This is a genomic window from Paractinoplanes maris (genome assembly GCF_023544465.1).
Classification (GTDB): domain Bacteria; phylum Actinomycetota; class Actinomycetes; order Mycobacteriales; family Micromonosporaceae; genus Actinoplanes; species Actinoplanes maris.
The window spans coordinates 21,846-40,889 of record NZ_JALPVL010000004.1 but is presented as its reverse complement, the minus strand read 5'-3'; the positions used below and the strand labels follow the sequence as shown (position 1 = coordinate 40,889).

The window sequence follows — 19,044 nt, the reverse complement described above, 5'->3', positions numbered from 1 at the left end:
GCGCAGCCCGTCTCTGCACCTGGCAATCCGACCAGTCCAGTCTCGGCACAGCCCATGTCGGCACAGCCTGTCTCCGCGCAGCCAGTTTCCGCGCAGCCTGTCTCGGCGCAGCCGGTCTCGGCGCAGCCAGTCTCCGCACAGCCCGTGCCAGCAGAGCCAGTCTCCGCACAGCCCGTGTCGGCACAGCCCACGTCAGGCCAGCCGTGGTCAGCCGGAACCAACACGGCAGGACCCCGATCGGCACAGCCCGACCACGCCGACGCCACCGGCTTCCCCGAGCCTGTCTCGGAACAGCAGGCCTCGGCGCAGCCGTCGCCCCGGTCGCCACGCGCGGCTGAGCCTGAGGTAGCGGCCCACGGCTTGGCCGGCGACGGATTCGCCTCCGGACATTGGGGAGCGGCCGAGCCTGCGGCGGAAGCAACTTCGCAGGGGAGGCCGGGCCCAGGTGAGATGCCGGTGAGCGGCGACGACGGCTACGGACCTGATGGGCGGGTTTCTTCTGACGGTGCCGATTTCGGTTACGGGGACGATGACGCGATCGAGGTCGAGCTGATCGAGTTCGAGCCGGTGATCGTGCCGGCGGGCGGTGCGTTCGACGAGGACGACATCGTGGACGCCGAACTCATCGAGGACCCCGTGGCCGAGCTCGAGGCTCCTTCGGCTCCGCACGCTCTCACCGCCGGACCGCTCGCGCCCTCCCAGGAGGGCATCAAGAAGGTCGACTGGGAGCAGGACGCGGAAATCGTCGAGGACTCTGAGCCGACGATCGAGGGGAGCACTCCCGACGCCGTGACGGCCGAAGGCCTGGAGCCGATCGCCGGGGAAAGACCCGCATACGTCGTTGCTCCCGCTGACGGGCTGGGGGCTGACGCCGTGGACGAGCCCGCCGCCGTCACTACCCCGGCCGAAGCCCGTGACACCGAAGCCGACCCCGCAAACCAGCCCCCAGCCGTCACCACTCCGGCCGAGGCCCATGAAGCCGAAGCCGACCCCGTGGACCAGCCTGCGGCCGCCGCCACCCCGGCCGAAGCCCGTGAAGCCGAAGCCAACCCCGTGGACCGGCCCGCAGCTGTCACCAGCCCGGCCGGAACGCGTGACGCTGAAGCCGACGCCGCGGATGAGCCCGCCGACATCGCTGCCACGGCCGAAGCCCGTGAAGCAGACGTCGCTGCCCCGGCTGAGAGCGATGTCGCGCCGGTTGAGGGTGACGTCGAGGACGGGACGCGGGACGGTGGCGCGGATGGTGGGCACGGCGCTGCCCGCGATGAAAGTGCGGATGCCGGTGACGGCGGGGGCGGGTCCGGTGGGAGCACCGGCTCGGTGGGGGGCGACTCACCCTCGTACGAGAAAGAAGCGCAACCGATCCGGCAGCAGCGGGAGCAGCGGGCCGACCCGCGCAACCGGCGCACCGACCCCGAGCAGATCCTGGCCGCCTATCCGGTCACCTTCGATCCGCGGACGTTGCGGGAGCAGATCGAGGACGACGAGCCGATGTGGGTGGTCATCGACCGGCTGACCGACAAGCTGGAGTACGCCGAGCGGGACGCCGACCGGGCCCGGCTGCTGAGTTTGCGGGCGGTCGCGTCGCGGCTGCTCAGGGATCTCGATCCGGCTCTGGAGGACGCGAACGCGGCGCTCGTGCACGCCGAGGCGGCCGGGGACCTGGCTCGCACCGCGACCGTCCGGGCGCGGCTGGCGCACGTGTTGCAGTGGCGGGGGGACTATGCCGCGGCCGACCGGGTCTATGCGGAGGCGGACTCGGCGGAGCTGCCCGCGCGGCTGCGGGCCGAGATCCGTGAGCTGGCCGGGCGGTCGGCGTTCGAGCAGGGGCGATACCTGGAGGCCGTGAACCACCTGGAAGGGGCCCTCGACCTGCGCAAGGGCGCCGACCCCGACCTGGTCGAGCGGATCGAGCTGGCTCTCGACACGATCACCGGGCGGGCTTCGGACGGGTGGGGGCCCTATCCGCGGAGCGCCGACGAGATTCTCGGCCGGCCGAAACCGGCTCGGCCGCTGCGGGACGAGAGCTCCGGGTTGTTCGGCTATCCCGATCTGCTGCCGGCGCGGTTCGCTCAGGCGCAGCCGTTCGCGGACGGGGTGGCCTGGGTGCGCCGGCCCGAGGCACCGGCCTGGGAGCTGATCGACGAGTCGGGTGCTCTGCTGATCGACGCGTCGTCCGGCTATCGCGCGGCCGGGCGGTTCGCCGAGGGGCTGGCCTGGGTGTCGCGTGACGACGCCGGCGGCTGGCATGCCGTCGACAAGCAGAACCGGGTGATCGTGCCGGGCGGGTTCGAGGACGCGCGTCCGTTCCACAACGGGCTGGCCCTCGTGCGGCGCGGCGGCTGGGGTGTGGTCGACGAGCACACCCGGATCGTCGTGCAACCGCACTATCACGCGTTCGCGACGATGCTGGCCTCCGGCGAGCCGGTGGACGGTTTCACCGAGGAGGGGCTCGCGGTGGTCGACGCGGGCGAGGTGTACGGGGTGGTCGACCGGACCGGGCAGCTGCTGGTGCCGCCGGTGCACGCGGCCCTGCTGATCCACCCGGCCGCGTTCCTGGTGGCCGACAAGTTCGGGTTGTGGGGCGCTCTCGACCGCAGGGGTGAGCCGCTCGTGGAGCTGAAGTACCGGGAACGGGCGGACGTGCTCGACGAGATCGACAAGTTGATCAAGGACAACCGACCCGTCCTCTGAGCGATCGCCGCCCGGGGCATAGTGTCGAGGCATGGAGTTTCGTCACCTCGGCCGTTCCGGCCTGCTGATCAGCGAGATCGCCTACGGCAACTGGATCACCCACGGCTCCCAGGTCGAGGAGGAGGCCGCCGTCGCGTGCGTACGAGCCGCCCTCGACGTGGGCATCACCACCTTCGACACCGCCGACGCCTATGCCGGTGGCCGCGCCGAGGAGGTGCTGGGCCGGGCGCTGAAGGGCGAGCGCCGCGCCGGCTTGGAGATCTTCACCAAGGTGTTCTGGCCGACGGGTCCGGGCCCGAACGACCGCAGCCTGTCCCGCAAGCACATCATGGAGTCGATCAACGGGTCGCTGAGCCGGTTGCAGACCGACTACGTGGACCTCTACCAGGCTCACCGCTACGACTACTCGACCCCGCTCGAGGAGACCATGCAGGCGTTCGCCGACGTGGTGCGCTCGGGCAAGGCCCTCTACATCGGCGTCTCGGAGTGGACCGCCTCCGAGATCCGCGCCGGGTGGGAGATGGCCCAGGACCTGAAGATCCCGTTCGTCTCCAACCAGCCGCAGTACTCGGCCCTGTGGCGGGTCATCGAGGCCGAGGTCGTCCCGGCCTCGATCGAGCTGGGGATCGGCCAGGTGGTCTTCTCACCGATCGCGCAGGGCGTGCTCACCGGCAAGTACGAGGTGGGCAAGCAGCCGCCGGCCGGGTCGCGGGCCACCGACGAGAAGTCGGGCGCCGACTTCATCTCGCGGCTCATGCGCGACGAGGTGCTGGAGGCGGTGGCGCAGCTCAAGCCGCTGGCCGACCAGGCCGGGCTGACCATGGGCCAGCTGGCCGTGGCCTGGGTGCTGCAGAACGACAACGTGTCGGCCGCCATCGTCGGCGCGTCGCGCCCCGAGCAGGTGCGCGACAACGCCGCGGCCTCGGGCAAGAAGCTCGACGCCGACCTGATGAAGGCGATCGACGCCGCCCTCGACGGGGTCGCCGAGCGCGACCCCGCCAAGACTCAGAGCCCGGCTCGCCGGCCCTGACCGGTGACGCTTCTGGTCCGGCTCAACTGCCGGACCAGAAGCGCATCAACTCCAGGCCGACCTGGATCAGGACCTCGGAGAGGCCGAGCTTGTCGGTGATCCAGAAGACCAGGTCGTAGAAGTAGTCGCCGACCCGGGTCTGCCAGAGCAGCAGGAAGAGCAGGATGAAGCCGTACGGCGCGAAAAGGTTCCACGCGCGCTGGTAGGCCGGGCTCATCCACGGTGCCAGGATGCTGCCGCCGTCCAGGCCGGGGATCGGCAGCAGGTTGAGGATCGTCGCCGTCACCTGCAGGAACGCCAGCGCGGCGAGGGCCGCCCAGAACTCCAGGTGGTCGCCCGAGCCGCCGGCCACGAACTGACCGCCGACCAGGTCGAGCGTCGGCCCCACCCCGATCAGGAACGGGAACGCCAGCACCAGCGCCAGGATCAGGTTGGTGAGCGGGCCCGCCGCACTGATCAGCGAGTCCTTGGCGCGGCTGCGGATGTAACGGTGGTCGACCCAGACGGCGCCACCGGGCAAGCCGATGCCACCCAGGATCACGACCACCACCGGCAGCACGATCGACAGCAGCGGGCTGGTGTATTTCAGCGGGTTCAATTTCAGGTAGCCACGCTCGGCCACGGTGTGGTCGCCCGAGAAGTAGCCGATCAGCGCGTGTGCGTACTCGTGCAGGCACAGCGAGACCAGCCAGCCCGCGACGATGAACAGGAAGACGTCGACCCGCACGTTGCCGAAGCCGGCCCACGTCATCCAGCCGCTGACCACGAAGACCGCGACGATGCCCACGAAGACGGGGCTGGGCACGAACGCGTGGCGCGGCGTGCTGGTGTGGACCGGCTCGTCGTACGTCACGTCACTCCGCCGGCAACAGGCTCATCGGGTATTCGACCCGGTCGTCCTCGACCAGGACGACCTTGGCCACGCCGGCCTCGGCGAGCCCTCGCCACTCCTGGCCGATCCACGACTCGGCGTCAGCCTGGCTGCTGAACGTCTCCGGTGGACCAGCCACCGGCTGACCGTCGACGTTCTCGTACCGCCAACTCCACGGCATGCGCCGCCCCCTCACGTCCTCGGTCGGTGTCTTCCACCCTACGGCGTCCCGCCGTGCGGCCCGGCCTTAAGGTACGGGGCATGTCCGATGATCGGTGGCACACGGTCCTGGTGCTCGGCGGGATCCGGTCCGGCAAGTCCGCGTTCGCCGAGTCCCTGGTGGCCGGCGCCTCTGCGGTGCGCTACGTGGCGACCGCGATCGGCGGTGAGGACGACCCGGAGTGGCTGGCGCGCATCGAGGAGCATCAGCGGCGCCGCCCGCAGTCGTGGTCGACCGAGGAGACCGGGGCCGACCCGGCCCGGCTGACCGAGCTGCTGACCGAGGCGAAACCCGACGACACGCTGATCGTCGACGACCTCGGCGGCTGGGTGGCGGCGCTGCTCGACCCGGCCCGCCAGCCCAACGACGACGTGGCCGACGTGGCGGCGCTGGCCGCCGCGGTGCGCTCGTGCACGGCCCGGGTGGTGCTGGTGAGTCCCGAGGTCGGGTTGTCGCTGGTGCCGGTCACGCCGGTCGGGCGGGCGTTCGCCGACGCGCTGGGGACGACGAATCAGGCGCTCGCCGATGCCTGTGACCGGGTGGCGCTGGTCGTCGCCGGTCGGCCGGTGTGGCTGAAAGGATCGGCTGAGTCCGACATTTCGGATTTGTCTACGCCGGAATCCGGCGCGGTGCCCAGCCCGGCGGCCGCCGCCGCGCGCGCGATGCCGAGCCCGGCCGCCGCCGCGCGTGCGGTGCCCAGCCCGGCTGAGCGGCCGGAGACTCCCGTGCTCGTCCCGGCCGCCGTCGAGGAAGCGCCCGCGCCCCGCACCCCCGGCGTGATCGACGAGCCGACGATGGTCCTGCCGCTGGTGGCGTCCTCCGTCGTCTTCGAGCCCGGCATGGACCTCCCCATGCCCGACAGCGACGCCGGCCCCGACGCCCTGGACCGCCTGGCCACCGTCGACTTCCCCGGCGCCGGTCTGGGCCGGCTGGCCGACGCCGTCGCCTTCGCCGCCGCCACCCAGGGCACGGTCACCCCGCAGCCCTGGTCGGCCCCGCGCGTCCTGCTGATCTCGGGCCGCCATCTCGGCGACGCCGCGGCCGGTGACGACCCCGAGGACGTCGAGCGCCGGGTCGCCCAGGTCGAGAACGGCGAGGGTGTGCTGAGCCGCCTGGCCGGCACGGCCGGCGCCGACATCGCCATCCTGCGCACCACCGAGTCGTACGCCATGGAGGACATGGCCGCCGCCTCCCTCGAGGACGTGGAGCGCGCCCTTCAGCAGGGCTGGCTGCTGGCCGACGCGGCCGCCGAGGCGGGCAAGGACCTGCTCGTCCTCGCCTCGATCGGGGTCGGCACCGACGCGGTCGCCGCGGCCGTCTCGGCCGCCACCACCGGCGCCGAGGCCGTCGCCGTGCTGCCCCGGGTGCTGCTGCCGGGCGGTGTCTTCGACGACGAGTCGTGGATGTCGCGGGCCGCCGCCGTCCGGGACGCGTTGCACCGGATCCGCCGCGAGCCGCGCGGCGCCAAGGACATCCTGCGCGAGCTGGGCGGGCCGGACCTGGCCGTGGCCACCGGGGTGCTGCTCGGCGCGGCCGCCCGGCGGCTGCCGGTGGTGCTCGACGGGCCGGTCGGCATCGCGGCCGGGCTGATCGCCCGCGACCTGGGTGGCCAGATCCGGCACTGGACGCTGCTGGCCGACGCGGGCGACCTCGAGATGGTGCGCCAGGGTGGTGATGTGCTCGGGCTGAACCCCGTACTCGATCTGGGCCTCGGTCTGGGTGAGGGGGCCAACGCCCTGGCCGCGCTGCCGCTGCTGCGCACGGCGATCGGGCTGGCGGCCTCGGTGGGCGTGCACCCGGCGCTGGGAGCTGGAACCGGATCCCACAAGCCGGCCGACATGGTGGCCGACGATGTGGTGGCGAACGACGACGCCGACATCGACTTCGCCGAGCCGGAGCCGGACGGGCCGGGCCCCGCGAGCACGTCACCTCAGTGAGCTTCGGCGCGGGGGTCCGGCTCTCGGTCACCACGCTGACGGTCCTGCCAGTCCGCGCGGGCCGGATCGACCGCGCCGTGGCGGCGGTGGCGATGAGCGTGGCCCCGCTGGTCGGCGTCCTGCTCGGTGCGCTGCTGGGCGGGCTGCTGTGGCTGCTGCGTGAGGCGCACGCGCCGGCCCTGGTCGCGGCGGCGGTCACGGTCGTCGCGGCGGCCCTGCTGACCCGGGGGATGCACCTCGACGGGCTGGCCGACACGATCGACGCGCTGGGCTCCTACCGCCGGGGCGACGCCGCCCTCGAGATCATGAAGAAGCCGGACATCGGGCCGTTCGGTGTGGCCGCGATCGCGCTCACGCTGCTGGTGCAGGCGTCGGCCCTGATGGTCCTGCCGTTCGCCGCCGTGGTGGTCGCCTTCGCGGCGGGGCGGACGGCGATCCCGCTGACCTGCCGCCGGGGGGTGCCCGCGGCGCGGCCCGAGGGGCTGGGTGCGCTCGTGGCGGGCACGGTGCCGGTGCCGGTGGCCCTGGCGGGCGCTGTGCTCGTCGTGGGCGCGGCGGCGGCCGCGACCCCGGACCGGCTGTGGCAGGGGCCGGTCGCCGTCGCCCTGTCGCTGCTGGCGGTGGTCGCGCTGGTGCGCCATGCCGTACGGCGGTTCGGCGGCATCACCGGTGACGTGCTGGGCGCAGCCGTCGAGGTGGTCACCACGGTCGCCCTGGTCGGCCTGTCCTTCCACTGACCGGGCCGGCCTGTCCTTGCTGAAGCCGACCAACCAGCCCACCCCGCCCGACCAGGGGGCGGGCCCAAACTACGCCGTTCGCGGCCCGGTGAACCGGTTGTCCACAGGGCGCGGGGCGTGAAGGGGGTGACAGTTTCAGCGAACGGAGGTCCGCACGAACGGCGGCTTCACCACGCGGGCCTCGGCGCGGCGGCCGCGGATGTCGATCTCGACCAGGTCGCCGTCGGTGACGGCGGCCGTCGTGTCGAGCAGGGCCAGGGCGATGCCGATCTTGCGGGTGGGTGAGAACGTGCCGCTGGTCGTCTCGCCGATGAGCTGCCCACCGGCGTACACGGGCATGTGACCCCGCGGAATGCCGCGCCCGGTCAGCTCCAGGCCGCGCAGGGTGCGGCGCGGGCCGGCGGCCTTCTCGGCCACCAGCGCGTCGCGGCCCCAGAAGGCGGGCTTGCCCCAGCCGACCGCCCAGCCCGAGCGGGCCTGCACCGGGGAGATGTCGAGGGTCAGCTCCTGGCCGTGCAGCGGGTAGCCCATCTCGGTGCGCAGCGTGTCGCGGGCGCCCAGGCCGCACGGCCGCACCCCGGCCTCGATCAGCGCGTCCCACATCTCGGTGGCCGAGGACCACGGCACGACCAGCTCGTAACCGAGCTCGCCGGTGTAGCCGGTGCGGCACACGATCCGGTCGCCGACGGCCGAGAACGACATGTAGTCGTGCTCGACGGGCAGGCCGAGCTTGGCCAGCACCTCACCCGACTGCGGGCCCTGCACGGCCAGCACGGCCCAGTCGTGGTGCTCGTCGGTGACGGTCACGCCCTCGGGGGCGGCGGCGGCCAGCCGGCGGACGACCTCGGCCGTGTTCGCCGCGTTGGGGATCAGGAAGACCTCGTCGTCGGAGATCAGGTAGGCGATCAGGTCGTCGACCACGCCGCCGCCCTCGTCGGCGCAGAGCGTGTATTGCGCCTGGCCGGGGGCGATGCGGCCCAGGTCGTTGGTCAGGCACGCGTTGACGAAGGCGGCCGCGCCGGCTCCCCGGACGCGGGCCTTGCCGAGATGCGAGACGTCGAACACGCCGGACGCCTCCCGCACTGCCGTGTGCTCCTTCAGGACGCCCCCACCGGCGTACTCCAAGGGCATCTCCCAGCCGCCGAAGGCGGCGAACTTCGCACCCAGCGCGACATGGCGCTCGTGCAGTGGCGAGTGGGAAAGAGCGGCGGCAGACATGAGAGTCAACTTACCCGTGACCTTGCGCTTGGTTAGAGTCGCGGGGAACCCCCTCCCCGGCGTCACCGCGCCGGGGCCACCGAACCAGCCGGTGCGGCCCATGAGGCGCCTGGCTCTTCACGTCCCGCGGAGTGCCCGAGTGACCCAGCCCAACCTCAGCCTGGTCGACACCGACCCGGCCGAACTGGCCGTCGACGCCATCGTCATCGGCCTGCACAGCCAGCCCGACGAGGGCGGCGCCCTGCTTCCGGCGGCCGGTGCCGAGAGCATCGCCGCCGCGTTCGAGGGCAAGCTGACCTCGACGCTGGCGCTCCTCGGCGCGAGCGGCGCCCCCGGTGAGGTGACCAAGCTGGCCACCCTCGGCACGATCTCGGCGCCGCTGGTGGTCGCGGTCGGCCTCGGTGACGAGCCGTCGGGTTCGGCGCCCAAGCTCGAGACCCTGCGCCGCGGCACCGGCGCCGCCGTGCGCGCCCTGGCCGGCAGCGGGACGGTCGCGCTCGCGCTGCCGCTGCCCGACGACGAGGACGCGCCGTCGGTGCTGCGCGCGATCCTCGAGGGCGCGCTGCTCGGGCAGTACAAGTTCGCCGGTTACAAGACCAAGCCGCAGCCCAACCGCCGCGACCCGGTGGCCGCTGTGCAGGTGCACGTGCCCGACGCCGGCGACGCCGCGGCCGCGGCCGAGGTGACCCGGGCCGAGGTGGTCGCCCGCGCGGTCCGGCTGACCCGCGACTGGGTCAACACCCCGCCCAACCTGCTGCGCCCGCCGCAGTTCGCCGACGCCGTGGTGGCCGCGGTCGAGGGCACCGGCCTCGAGGTCGAGGTGCTCGACTTCGAGCAGCTCAAGGCGGGCGGCTACGGCGGCATCGTGGCGGTCGGCCAGGGTTCCGAGGCGCCGCCCCGGCTGGTCAAGCTGAGTTACGTACCGGACGGTGTCGAGTCGCCCAAGCGGGTCGCGCTGGTCGGCAAGGGCATCACGTTCGACACCGGCGGCATCAGCATCAAGCCGGCCGCGGGCATGTGGGAGATGAAGTCGGACATGGCCGGCGCGGCCGCGGTCGGCGCGACCATGCTGGCGGTGGCCGCGCTCAAGCCGCGCGTCGCGGTGAGCGCCTACCTGGCGATGGCCGAGAACATGCCCTCCGGTACGGCGTACCGGCCGGGCGACGTCATCACGATGTTCAACGGCAAGCGGGCCGAGGTCTACAACACCGACGCCGAGGGCCGGATGGTGCTGGCCGACGCGATCGCCCGCGCCTGCGCCGACGGCACCGACTACGTCTTCGAGACCTCGACGCTGACGGGTGGCCAGGTCATCGCGCTGGGCAAGCGGATCGCGGGCCTGATGGGCTCGGACGACGCGGTCGAGCGGGTGCGCGTGGCGGGCGACGAGGTCGGCGAGCCGGCCTGGCCGATGCCGCTGCCGGACGAGGTGCGCAAGGGCATGGAATCCGACATCGCCGACATCTCCCAGACCAACTCGAACCTCGACCGGGCCGGGCACATGCTGCAGGGCGGCGTGTTCCTGCGCGAGTTCGTGGCCGAGGGCGTCGAGTGGGCGCACATCGACATCGCCGGCCCGAGCTATCACACCGGCGAGCCGACCGGCTACTGGAGCAAGGGTGGCACGGGCGTCCCGATTCGTACCTTACTGTCGGTTATCGACCAGTTGGGCTGATTATTTCCGGTTCCGGGCGCGCGGCGCCCGGAACCGTGTCAGTTTTCCTGGACGGGGCGGCGCTTCTGGCGCTCGTTGTAATCGCGCATCCGCTGGGGATAGCCGAGCAGCCGTACGTCATAGATGGGAACGCTGAGCCGATGGGCCCACTGCCGGGCGATCTCGGGTGTCTCGGTGCGCCGGCGGGTCCACTCGCCGTCGTGGGCCACCAGCAGCACGGTCGTCTCGGTCACCGACGTGCGGGGCTCGATGAAGGCCTCGACCCCACGCCGGCTGCGCACGAACTCCGCGAGATACTCAAGATCAGCGCGGTCCAGCGGCCGTCCGGCCGCGCGCTGCGGCTCCCGGCGGCGACGAAACCAGGCCACTACCCGCTCCTCACGCTCAATTGCGGCAAGAGTACGTCGAGCGCGCTCGCGCGTGGGGAACCTGACTACATCGACCGGTTGCCCAAGTGACAAGATGGCCTGGACATACTGTGACCGTTTCCATTGTGTGACCCGCATGGCAACGACGCGAACACTGGAGTCAACGTGAGCCAGCCGAACGGCGGAACCTTCGACATCGTCATCCTCGGCGCCGGCAGCGGCGGCTACGCGGCCGCCCTGCGTGCGGCCGAGCTCAACCTCTCCGTCGCTCTGATCGACAAGGCCGAGCTGGGCGGCACCTGCCTGCACCGCGGCTGCATCCCGACCAAGGCGCTGCTGCACGCGGCCGAGGTCGCCGAGCAGACCCGCGAGAGCGAGCAGTTCGGCGTCAAGGCCGAGCTGGTCGGCATCGACATGGGCGGTGTCAACGCCTACAAGGACGGCGTGGTCGCGCGCCTCTACAAGGGACTGCAGGGCCTGCTCAAGCAGGACAAGATCACGGTGGTCAACGGCGCCGGCAAGCTCGTCGCCCAGGACACCGTCGAGGTCGACGGCCAGCGCTACACCGGCCGCAACATCATCCTGGCCACCGGGTCGTATTCGCGCTCGCTGCCCGGCCTCGAGGTCGACGGCCGGCGTGTCCTGACCAGTGAGCACGCCCTCAAGCTGGACCGCGTGCCGTCCTCGGTGATCGTGCTCGGCGGCGGCGTCATCGGTGTCGAGTTCGCCAGCGTCTGGAAGTCCTTCGGCGCCGACGTCACCATCCTCGAGGCCCTGCCGCGCCTGGTCGCGGCCGAGGACGAGGACATCTCGAAGCAGGTCGAGCGGGCCTTCCGCAAGCGCAAGATCAACTTCAAGGTCGGCAAGCCGTTCGAGAAGGTAGAGCACACCGATAACGGCGTGCGCGCGACGATCGCCGGCGGCGAGACCATCGAGGCCGAGATCCTGCTGGTCGCGGTCGGCCGCGGCCCGACGACGGCCAACCTCGGTTACGAGGAGCAGGGCGTCACGCTCGACCGCGGCTTCGTGATCACCAACGAGCGCCTGCACACCGGCGTCGGCAACATCTATGCCGTGGGCGACATCGTGCCCGGCCTGCAGCTGGCCCACCGCGGCTTCCAGCAGGGCATCTTCGTGGCCGAGGAGATCGCCGGCCTGCGCCCGGCGGCGATCGACGAGGCGGGCATCCCGCGGGTCACCTACTCCGACCCCGAGGTCGCGTCGATGGGCCTGACCGAGGCCCGGGCCAAGGAGCAGTACGGCGCCGACAAGGTGTCCACCTACAACTACAACCTCGGCGGCAACGGCAAGAGCCAGATCCTCAAGACGGCCGGCTTCATCAAGCTGGTGCGCCTCAACGACGGCCCGGTCCTGGGCGTTCACATGGTGGGCGCGCGGATGAGCGAGCTGGTCGGCGAGGCTCAGTTGATCTACAACTGGGAGGCCTTCCCCGAGGAGGTCGCCCAGCTGGTCCACGCCCACCCGACGCAGAACGAGGCGCTCGGCGAGGCGTTCCTGGCCCTGGCCGGCAAGCCTCTGCACGCACACAGCTGAGTTTCCCCGAAGCGGACAAGGAGTTCTGAGACATGCCGGTATCGGTCACCATGCCGCGGCTGGGTGAGAGCGTCACCGAGGGCACCGTCACTCGCTGGCTGAAGCAGGAGGGCGAGCGGGTGGAGGCCGACGAGCCGCTGCTCGAGGTCTCGACCGACAAGGTCGACACGGAGATCCCGTCGCCGGCCGCCGGTGTGCTCCAGCGCATCGTCGTCGGCGAGGACGAGACGGCCGACGTCGGCAGCGAGCTCGCGGTCATCGCGGGCGACGGCGAGGACGCCGGCTCGGCCGAGCCCGCCCCCGCCCAGCAGCAGCAGGCCCAGGCGGAGCCGGAGCCGGAGCCCGCCGCGCCGACCACCCCGTCGACCGAGAAGCCGGTCGAGGAGGAGGCCCCGGCCCCGCAGACCGCCGCCCCCACCGGTGGCGGCCAGGGCACCGCGATCAAGATGCCGGCGCTCGGCGAGAGCGTCACCGAGGGCACCGTCACCCGCTGGCTCAAGCAGGTCGGCGAGTCCGTCGAGGTCGACGAGCCGCTGCTCGAGGTCTCCACCGACAAGGTCGACACCGAGATCCCCTCCCCGGTCGCGGGCACGCTGCTCGAGATCAAGGTGCAGGAGGACGAGACGGCCGACGTCGGCGCCGACCTGGCGATCGTCGGGGCCGAGGGCGCAGCTCCGGCTCCCGCGCCGCAGCAGGCCCCCGCCCCGAAGCAGGAGCAGGCCCCCGAGCCCCAGCCCGAGCCCGAGCCGGCCCCGGCGCCGAAGATCGAGTCGGCTCCGGCCCCGGACCTCGCGCCGGCCGGCGAGTCGTACGCCAACCCGTCGCCCGAGGCCGAGACGGCCAAGGACCCGGTCGCGGCCGAGCGGGCGGCCGAGCCGCCCGCGCCGTCGAAGCCGCGGGTCGAGACGGCCAGCCCCAACGGTGCCGGCGACGCCGGCTACGTCACCCCGCTGGTGCGCAAGCTGGCCGGCGAGAAGGGTGTCGACCTGTCGGCGCTGAGCGGCACCGGTGTCGGCGGCCGCATCCGCAAGCAGGACGTCATCGACGCCGCCGACAAGGCTGAGGCGGCCAAGGCGGCGCCCGCTCCCCAGCAGCAGCCGGCCGCACCGGCGGCTGCGCAGCCCGCGGCGGCCAAGCCGGCGCCGAGCCCGCTGCGGGGCCGCACCGAGAAGCTGACCCGCACCCGGGCCACGATCGCCCGCCGCATGGTCGAGTCGCTGCAGGTCTCGGCGCAGCTCACCACGGTCGTCGAGGTCGACGTCACCAAGATCGCCCAGTTGCGGAACAAGGCGAAGGCCGACTTCCTCGCCAAGAACGGCGTCAAGCTCAGCTACCTGCCGTTCTTCGCGCTGGCCGCCGTCGAGGCGTTGCGCCAGCACCCGGTGGTCAACTCGTCGATCGACCAGGAGGCCGGCACGGTCACCTACCACGACGCCGAGCACCTGGGCATGGCCGTCGACACGCCGAAGGGCCTGATCGTCCCGGTCATCAAGGACGCCGGTGACCTCAACCTGGCCGGCCTGGCCAAGCGGATCGCCGACGTGGCCGACCGTACCCGCAACAACAAGATCGGGCCGGACGAGATCTCGGGTGGCACGTTCACGCTGACCAACACGGGCAGCCGGGGCGCGCTCTTCGACACCCCGATCATCAACCAGCCGCAGGTCGGCATCCTCGGCACCGGCGCGGTGGTCAAGCGGGCCGTGGTCATCGACGACCCCAACCTGGGCGAGATCATCGTGCCCCGCTCGATGGTCTACCTGGCGCTCAGCTACGACCACCGGATCGTGGACGGCGCCGACGCCGCCCGCTTCCTGGTCACCATCAAGGAGCGCCTCGAGGGCGGCCACTTCGAGGGTGACCTCGGGCTCGCCTGATCTTCGATGTGACGTGAAGCGCCCGGGGCCCCGCCCCGGGCGCTTCTTCGTTTTGAACAGGTTCACTTCGGGGCATGATGGGGTCATGCGGATCCTGATCTCCGGCGCGTCCGGTTTCCTCGGCGGCAACCTCGTCGAGCGCCTGCGCGGCCACGGCCACGAGGTGACCCGGCTGGTGCGCGGGCCCGCCCGGCGCGACGACGAGGCGTCCTGGCAGCCCGCCCAGGGCCAGCTCGATCCGCACGTGGTCGCCGCGGCCGACACGGTGATCAACCTCTCCGGGGCGAACGTCGGCGGCAAGCGGTGGACCGCCGGCTACAAGAGCGAGCTCCGCTCGAGCCGGGTCGACACCACCGGCACGATCGCCCGGGCCATCCGCACGCTGCCCGAGGCCGACCGCCCCCGTACGCTCCTGCAGGCCTCCGCCGTCGGCTGGTACGGCGAGACCGGCGACACCCCGGCCACCGAGGAGGCCCCGGCCGGCACCACGTTCCTGGCCGACCTGTGCCGCGTCTGGGAGGCGGCCGCCCGCCCGGCCGAGGACGCCGGCACCCGGGTCGTCCTGCTCCGCACCGGCCTGACCCTCGACAGCCTGCTCAAGCCGCTGCTGCCGCTGTTCAAGCTGGGCGGCGGGGCCAAGCTGGGCGGCGGCAAGCAGTGGATGCCGTGGATCAGCCTGCCCGACTGGCTCGGCGCGGCCGACTTCCTGCTCGAGCGCGAGGACATCTCGGGACCGGTCAACATCGTCGGCCGCGAGCAGATCACCAACGCCCAGTTCACCAAGGCCCTGGCCGCCGCCGTGCACCGCCCGGCCCTGCTGAGCGTGCCCAGCCCGGCGCTGCACCTGGTCATGGGCGAGCTGGCCGGCGAGTCCCTGCGGAGCGCGCGGGTCGTGCCGGCAGTGCTGGAACGAGCCGGCTTCCGGTGGGCCTACCCGACGATCGAGGGCGCCATGCAGGCCGCCGTCGGCCACGAAGCGGCGCCGTCGCGCTGAGCAGCAGCGCAGGCTTGCTAACCTGCGCTCGATGTCCCTCGCCGTTAACACCTCCACGTCCTCCGCGGACCAGCCGGCACCCCCCGACGCCCCGAGGGCGACACGGCGGTGGCGCTCGCACCTGTTCGTGGCCGCCCTGGCCCTGGCTCTGGGCGGCTACATCGTCAGCCGGCTGTGGCGCGACCCGTTCCAGCACGCCATCGCCGACAACGTCGGAGACCAGGCGTTCTTCGAGTGGGTGCTGGCGTACGGGGTGCATCTGCTGCAGCACGGCGGCGACCCGTTCTTCACTGACCTACTGAACGTGCCGGACGGCGTCAACCTGGCCGCCAACACCTCGATCACGGTCTACGCGATCCTGTTCGCCCCGCTGACGATGCTGGCCGGCCCGCAGGTCACGTTCCTGACCATCCTCACGCTCAACCTGGCCGGCTCCGCCTTCGCGTGGTATCTGTTCCTCGGCCGCTTCATCACCGGCAACCGGGCGGCGGCCGCGCTGGCCGGGTTCTTCTGCGGCTTCGCGCCCGGCTTCGTCGCGCACGCCAACGGCCACCTCAACTGGACCTCGGGCTGGATCGCGCCGCTCGTACTGTGGCGGTTGATCAAGATGCGCGACACCGATCACTGGCTGCGCAACGGCCTGCTCCTGGGCGGCACGCTGGCCCTGGGCTTCTCGATCGCGGCCGAGGGACTCTTCTTCACCGCGCTGGCCGGCGGGGTCTTCGTCATCGCGTGGTCACTGGCCCGGGTCAACCGGGCCGAGGCGCGGGCGGCGCTGCCCCGGTTCGCGGCGGCGCTGGGCCTGACCGCCGTGGTGGCCGGCGCACTGCTGGCGTACCCGCTCTACATGCATTTCGCCGGGCCGCAGACCTTCAAGGGCACCGGCTTCAACCAGCGGCACTACTCCGAGGATCTGCTGTCCTTCTTCGCCTTCAGCGACCGCTCGCTGGCCGGTTGGGCCGGGATCGACAACGACCTCGCGGCCAACAAGACCGAGGAGACGAGCTTCTTCGGTCTGCCCCTGCTCGTCCTGATCGCCTGGTCCCTGGTCATGCTGTGGCGCCGCGCCGACGAACGGCAGCGGGCGACCCTGCGGGCACTCATGATCGTCGGCGGGCTGTTCTTCGTGATCTCGCTCGGCCCCCGGCTGCGGGTGGCCGGCACCGAGACCGACATCCCCCTGCTGTACGCGCTGTTGCAGCACGTGCCGCTGTTCGACTCCGCCCTGCCGGCCCGCTATGCCCTCGTACTGGTCGGGGTCTTCGGGGTGATCCTGGCCCTGGCCACGGATCGGATGCTGGGCCCGGGCGCGGGCAACCCCAAGCCGCTGTACGCCGTGGGGCTGGTGGCCGCGCTGCTGCCGATCTTCCCGCTGCCCCTGCACTACCGGCACCGGTCGCCCGAGCCGCAGTTCATCGCCGACGGCACCTGGGAGAAATATGTCCCCGACGGCGGCGTGATCAGCGCGCTGCCGTTCGCCATCAACGTGGCCGCCGACGGGCAGCGGTGGCAGGCCTACACGATGGCGCGCGCCGGGCGGGAGTTCCGCATCCCGGACGGATACTTCCTCGGCCCCGACGCCGAGGGGGTCGAGGGCAAGGGCCGCATCGGCGCGCTCCCCCGAGCCACCGACTGGCTGTTCCTGCGGGCCGCGCTCTATGGCTACCTGGCCGACCTGGACAACGCCGACCGTGCCACGGCCCGGGCCGACTTCCAGCGCTGGGGTGTCGAGGCGCTGTTCCTGCCCGACGAGATCACCGGTCCGGAGGGGCCGCTGTTCCGCTCGGCGGTCGAGATCACCGCCACCGAACTGCTCGGGCCGCCCGAACGCGTCGACGACGTGCTGGTGTGGCGCATCCGTCCCGGAGTGGATCCGGTCGACCGCTGACCGGAGGACTACCGTGGAGCGCGTGACAACTTCCACGCTCACCGTCCTGCGGCCCGGCCTGGTCGACTATCGCGAGGCCTGGGACGAGCAGCGGCGCCTGCACGACGCCGTGGCCGGCGGCACCCAGCCCGACACGGTCCTGTTGCTCGAGCACCCCAGCGTCCTGACCGCCGGCAAGCGCACCGAGCCGGCCGACCTGCCGATCGACGGCACCCCGGTGGTCGAGGTCGACCGCGGCGGCAAGATCACCTGGCACGGCCCGGGCCAGCTGGTCGGCTACCCGATCCTGCGCCTGGCCGACCCGATCGACGTGGTGGCCTACGTCCGCCGCACCGAGCAGATGCTGATCGACGTGTGCGCCGAGTTCGGTGTCACGGCGGCCCGCAGCGAGATCAAGGGCCGCAGCGGCGCGTGGGTCCTGGCCGACGAGCGCGGTCCCGACCGCAAGATCGCCGCCATCGGCATCCGGGTCGCCCGCGGCGTCACCCAGCACGGCTTCGCCATCAACTGCGACTGCGACCTGGCCAACTTCGACCGCTTCACCCCGTGCGGCATCCGCGATGCCGGCGTGACGTCGCTGTCGGCCGAGCTGGGCCGCGACGTGACCGTGGCCGAGGTGCTGCCGGTCGTCGAGAAGCACCTCACTACCCTGCTCTGATGGCTCTCTATCGGGATTCGGACGACAAGCGCGTCTTCGTGCCCAAACGCGGCGGCGGGGTGTCGCTCAACTTCGGCCACCCCATCGCCTGGGCGATCCTCGTCTGCACGACGATCATCCCGTTGGCGATCGTCATCGGCATGACCATCGCGGTGCTCTCCTAGGGCATGCGCCAGACGACGTAGTTCACGTCCGGCGTCTCGCAGCCCAGGTACGGCCCGGCCGCGCCGCACGCGTCGGGGAGCACCAGCGGCAGGGTCCCCCGGACCCGGCCGTCGGCCAGCCCGATCACGGTTGTCCGCCCGGGCTCGGGCGAGAGCCGCAGACCGCCGATCGGGGCCGCCGGGCCGAGCTCGCGCAGCACCCGTCCGGTCGCCAGGTCGACCTGCGCCCACCGGTCGCTCTCCTCGCCGACCACGCCCCCGGGCCGGACGACCCGCCAGTTGGGCCCGGTCCAGCGCACCGAGCCGTCGGCCGGGTCGAGCACGGTCAGTCCGTCGACGCCGACCGCGCAGAGCAGCCCGTCGCCGCACCGGCTCACCTGATAGGACGCGATGCCGCGGGTGAGCCATTCGCGGCGCAGCCCGTCGCGCCGGAAGCCGGCGATGAAGTCGGCGCCGAAGACGATCAGCTGATCGCCCAGCAGCTGGCCGGCCACCCGGGACAGGCCGAGGTCGCGGCGGGCGGTCACCTCGTGCCCGTCGGCCGCGCTGACCACGCTCGCGCCACCCCGGCCGTCGAGGATCGCGACGTAGGCCCCGTCGCCCGTGTAGGCCGGCGCGGGCCGCGACCAGAGCTTGCGGCCTGTGCCCAGGTCGTGCACGTGCAGCTCGTGGTTGTCCAGGCTCCAGCCCAGGACCCGTGTCCCGAGGATGTCGATGATCGGCGAGTCGCGCAGCCGCCAGCGCAACGCGCCCGTCCGCGCGTCGAGGAAGGTGGCCACCGCCGCCTCGGAGCCGTCGATGACCAGGGTGTCGCCGGCGGCCACGGTCAGCCGCTGACCCGGGGTCGCGCGGGAGGTCCACGACGGACAGCCGGGGCACAGCGGGTGCGCCTCGACGCCGCCGTCGGCCCGCACGAGATAGAGCGCCTGCTCGGTCAGCAGGCTGGTGGAGACGCCCGATGCGGGCAGGCTGAGCACCTCGGTGACGCCGCCCAGGCGCCCCGGCGCCGACGACCCGGTCATCAGCGCGAGGACCAGCACGGCCACGGCGAGAAGCGCATATCGGCCCGGCCGCCGGGCCCGGGCCAGACGCTCCGGCGCGGGTGGAGCGACGTCGAGGTCGATCAGCACGGCCCCGGACTCTACGCCGCCGCCGTCCC

The 19,044-nt window shown here is 72.3% G+C and carries 16 protein-coding genes; 11 read left to right on the top strand and 5 right to left on the bottom strand.

Annotated elements, in window-relative coordinates; translation table 11 throughout:
- The first annotated feature begins 456 nt into the window (after positions 1-456).
- Positions 457-2,694, top strand: a complete 2,238-nt coding sequence (locus NAG42_RS12300) for a WG repeat-containing protein (RefSeq protein ID WP_250030366.1) — start codon at positions 457-459, stop codon at positions 2,692-2,694.
- A 31-nt stretch (positions 2,695-2,725) separates the two neighbouring features.
- Positions 2,726-3,724: an aldo/keto reductase family protein gene (locus NAG42_RS12295; protein WP_250030365.1), complete on the top strand. Its 999-nt coding sequence runs from the start codon at positions 2,726-2,728 to the stop codon at positions 3,722-3,724.
- Positions 3,725-3,746: 22 nt separating this feature from the next.
- Here the strand turns inward: NAG42_RS12295 and NAG42_RS12290 are convergent, their stop codons facing one another.
- Both NAG42_RS12290 and NAG42_RS12285 read right to left on the bottom strand, forming a co-directional pair.
- Entirely contained in the window at positions 3,747-4,577 is an 831-nt protein-coding gene (locus tag NAG42_RS12290) for a site-2 protease family protein (protein WP_250030364.1), read from the bottom strand.
- A 1-nt stretch (position 4,578) separates the two neighbouring features.
- Entirely contained in the window at positions 4,579-4,776 is a 198-nt protein-coding gene (locus NAG42_RS12285; protein WP_250030363.1) for a hypothetical protein, read from the bottom strand.
- 80 nt (positions 4,777-4,856) lie between these two features.
- Between NAG42_RS12285 and NAG42_RS12280 the strand changes: the two genes are divergently transcribed.
- Both NAG42_RS12280 and NAG42_RS12275 read left to right on the top strand, forming a co-directional pair.
- Positions 4,857-6,752, top strand: coding sequence for a bifunctional adenosylcobinamide kinase/adenosylcobinamide-phosphate guanylyltransferase (locus NAG42_RS12280; protein WP_250030362.1), 1,896 nt, complete (start codon positions 4,857-4,859; stop codon positions 6,750-6,752).
- Positions 6,749-7,489: an adenosylcobinamide-GDP ribazoletransferase gene (locus NAG42_RS12275; RefSeq protein WP_250030361.1), complete on the top strand. Its 741-nt coding sequence runs from the start codon at positions 6,749-6,751 to the stop codon at positions 7,487-7,489. Before NAG42_RS12280 ends, NAG42_RS12275 begins: the two co-directional genes overlap by 4 nt.
- A gap of 135 nt (positions 7,490-7,624) precedes the next feature.
- Here NAG42_RS12275 and gcvT read toward each other — a convergent pair whose 3' ends face one another.
- The gene (gene gcvT, locus NAG42_RS12270; RefSeq protein WP_250030360.1) at positions 7,625-8,707 is read right to left on the bottom strand and encodes a glycine cleavage system aminomethyltransferase GcvT; all 1,083 of its coding nucleotides are present in this window, start codon (positions 8,705-8,707) and stop codon (positions 7,625-7,627) included.
- Positions 8,708-8,846: 139 nt separating this feature from the next.
- Here gcvT and NAG42_RS12265 point away from each other — a divergent pair, with 139 nt between their 5' ends.
- Positions 8,847-10,382 carry a leucyl aminopeptidase gene (locus NAG42_RS12265; protein WP_250030359.1) on the top strand — a complete coding sequence of 512 codons (1,536 nt, stop codon included), beginning with the start codon at positions 8,847-8,849 and terminating at the stop codon, positions 10,380-10,382.
- A gap of 38 nt (positions 10,383-10,420) precedes the next feature.
- On the opposite strand, the gene NAG42_RS12260 is transcribed toward NAG42_RS12265, so the two are convergent.
- The gene (locus NAG42_RS12260) at positions 10,421-10,750 is read right to left on the bottom strand and encodes a hypothetical protein (RefSeq protein ID WP_250030358.1); all 330 of its coding nucleotides are present in this window, start codon (positions 10,748-10,750) and stop codon (positions 10,421-10,423) included.
- Between the two features lie 165 nt (positions 10,751-10,915).
- Here NAG42_RS12260 and lpdA point away from each other — a divergent pair, with 165 nt between their 5' ends.
- From lpdA to NAG42_RS12230, 6 genes are all read left to right on the top strand, one after another.
- Positions 10,916-12,304 (top strand): dihydrolipoyl dehydrogenase, encoded by a 1,389-nt coding sequence (lpdA, locus tag NAG42_RS12255; RefSeq protein ID WP_250030357.1) that lies wholly within the window; start codon positions 10,916-10,918, stop codon positions 12,302-12,304.
- Between the two features lie 32 nt (positions 12,305-12,336).
- Positions 12,337-14,181, top strand: a complete 1,845-nt coding sequence (gene sucB, locus NAG42_RS12250) for a 2-oxoglutarate dehydrogenase, E2 component, dihydrolipoamide succinyltransferase (protein WP_250030356.1) — start codon at positions 12,337-12,339, stop codon at positions 14,179-14,181.
- Positions 14,182-14,266: 85 nt separating this feature from the next.
- The gene (locus NAG42_RS12245; protein ID WP_250030355.1) at positions 14,267-15,175 is read left to right on the top strand and encodes a TIGR01777 family oxidoreductase; all 909 of its coding nucleotides are present in this window, start codon (positions 14,267-14,269) and stop codon (positions 15,173-15,175) included.
- Positions 15,176-15,206: 31 nt separating this feature from the next.
- A complete protein-coding gene (locus NAG42_RS12240; RefSeq protein WP_250030354.1) occupies positions 15,207-17,063 on the top strand; it encodes a DUF6311 domain-containing protein in 1,857 nt (618 codons plus the stop codon).
- 22 nt (positions 17,064-17,085) lie between these two features.
- The gene (gene lipB / locus NAG42_RS12235; protein WP_250030353.1) at positions 17,086-17,721 is read left to right on the top strand and encodes a lipoyl(octanoyl) transferase LipB; all 636 of its coding nucleotides are present in this window, start codon (positions 17,086-17,088) and stop codon (positions 17,719-17,721) included.
- Positions 17,721-17,885 (top strand): peptide ABC transporter substrate-binding protein, encoded by a 165-nt coding sequence (locus NAG42_RS12230; RefSeq protein ID WP_250030352.1) that lies wholly within the window; start codon positions 17,721-17,723, stop codon positions 17,883-17,885. Before lipB ends, NAG42_RS12230 begins: the two co-directional genes overlap by 1 nt.
- On the opposite strand, the gene NAG42_RS12225 is transcribed toward NAG42_RS12230, so the two are convergent.
- On the bottom strand, positions 17,882-19,015 hold the full coding sequence (locus tag NAG42_RS12225; protein WP_250030351.1) for a PQQ-binding-like beta-propeller repeat protein: 1,134 nt from the start codon (positions 19,013-19,015) through the stop codon (positions 17,882-17,884). The two genes, NAG42_RS12230 and NAG42_RS12225, sit on opposite strands and share 4 nt — an antisense overlap.
- Positions 19,016-19,044: the final 29 nt, after the last annotated feature.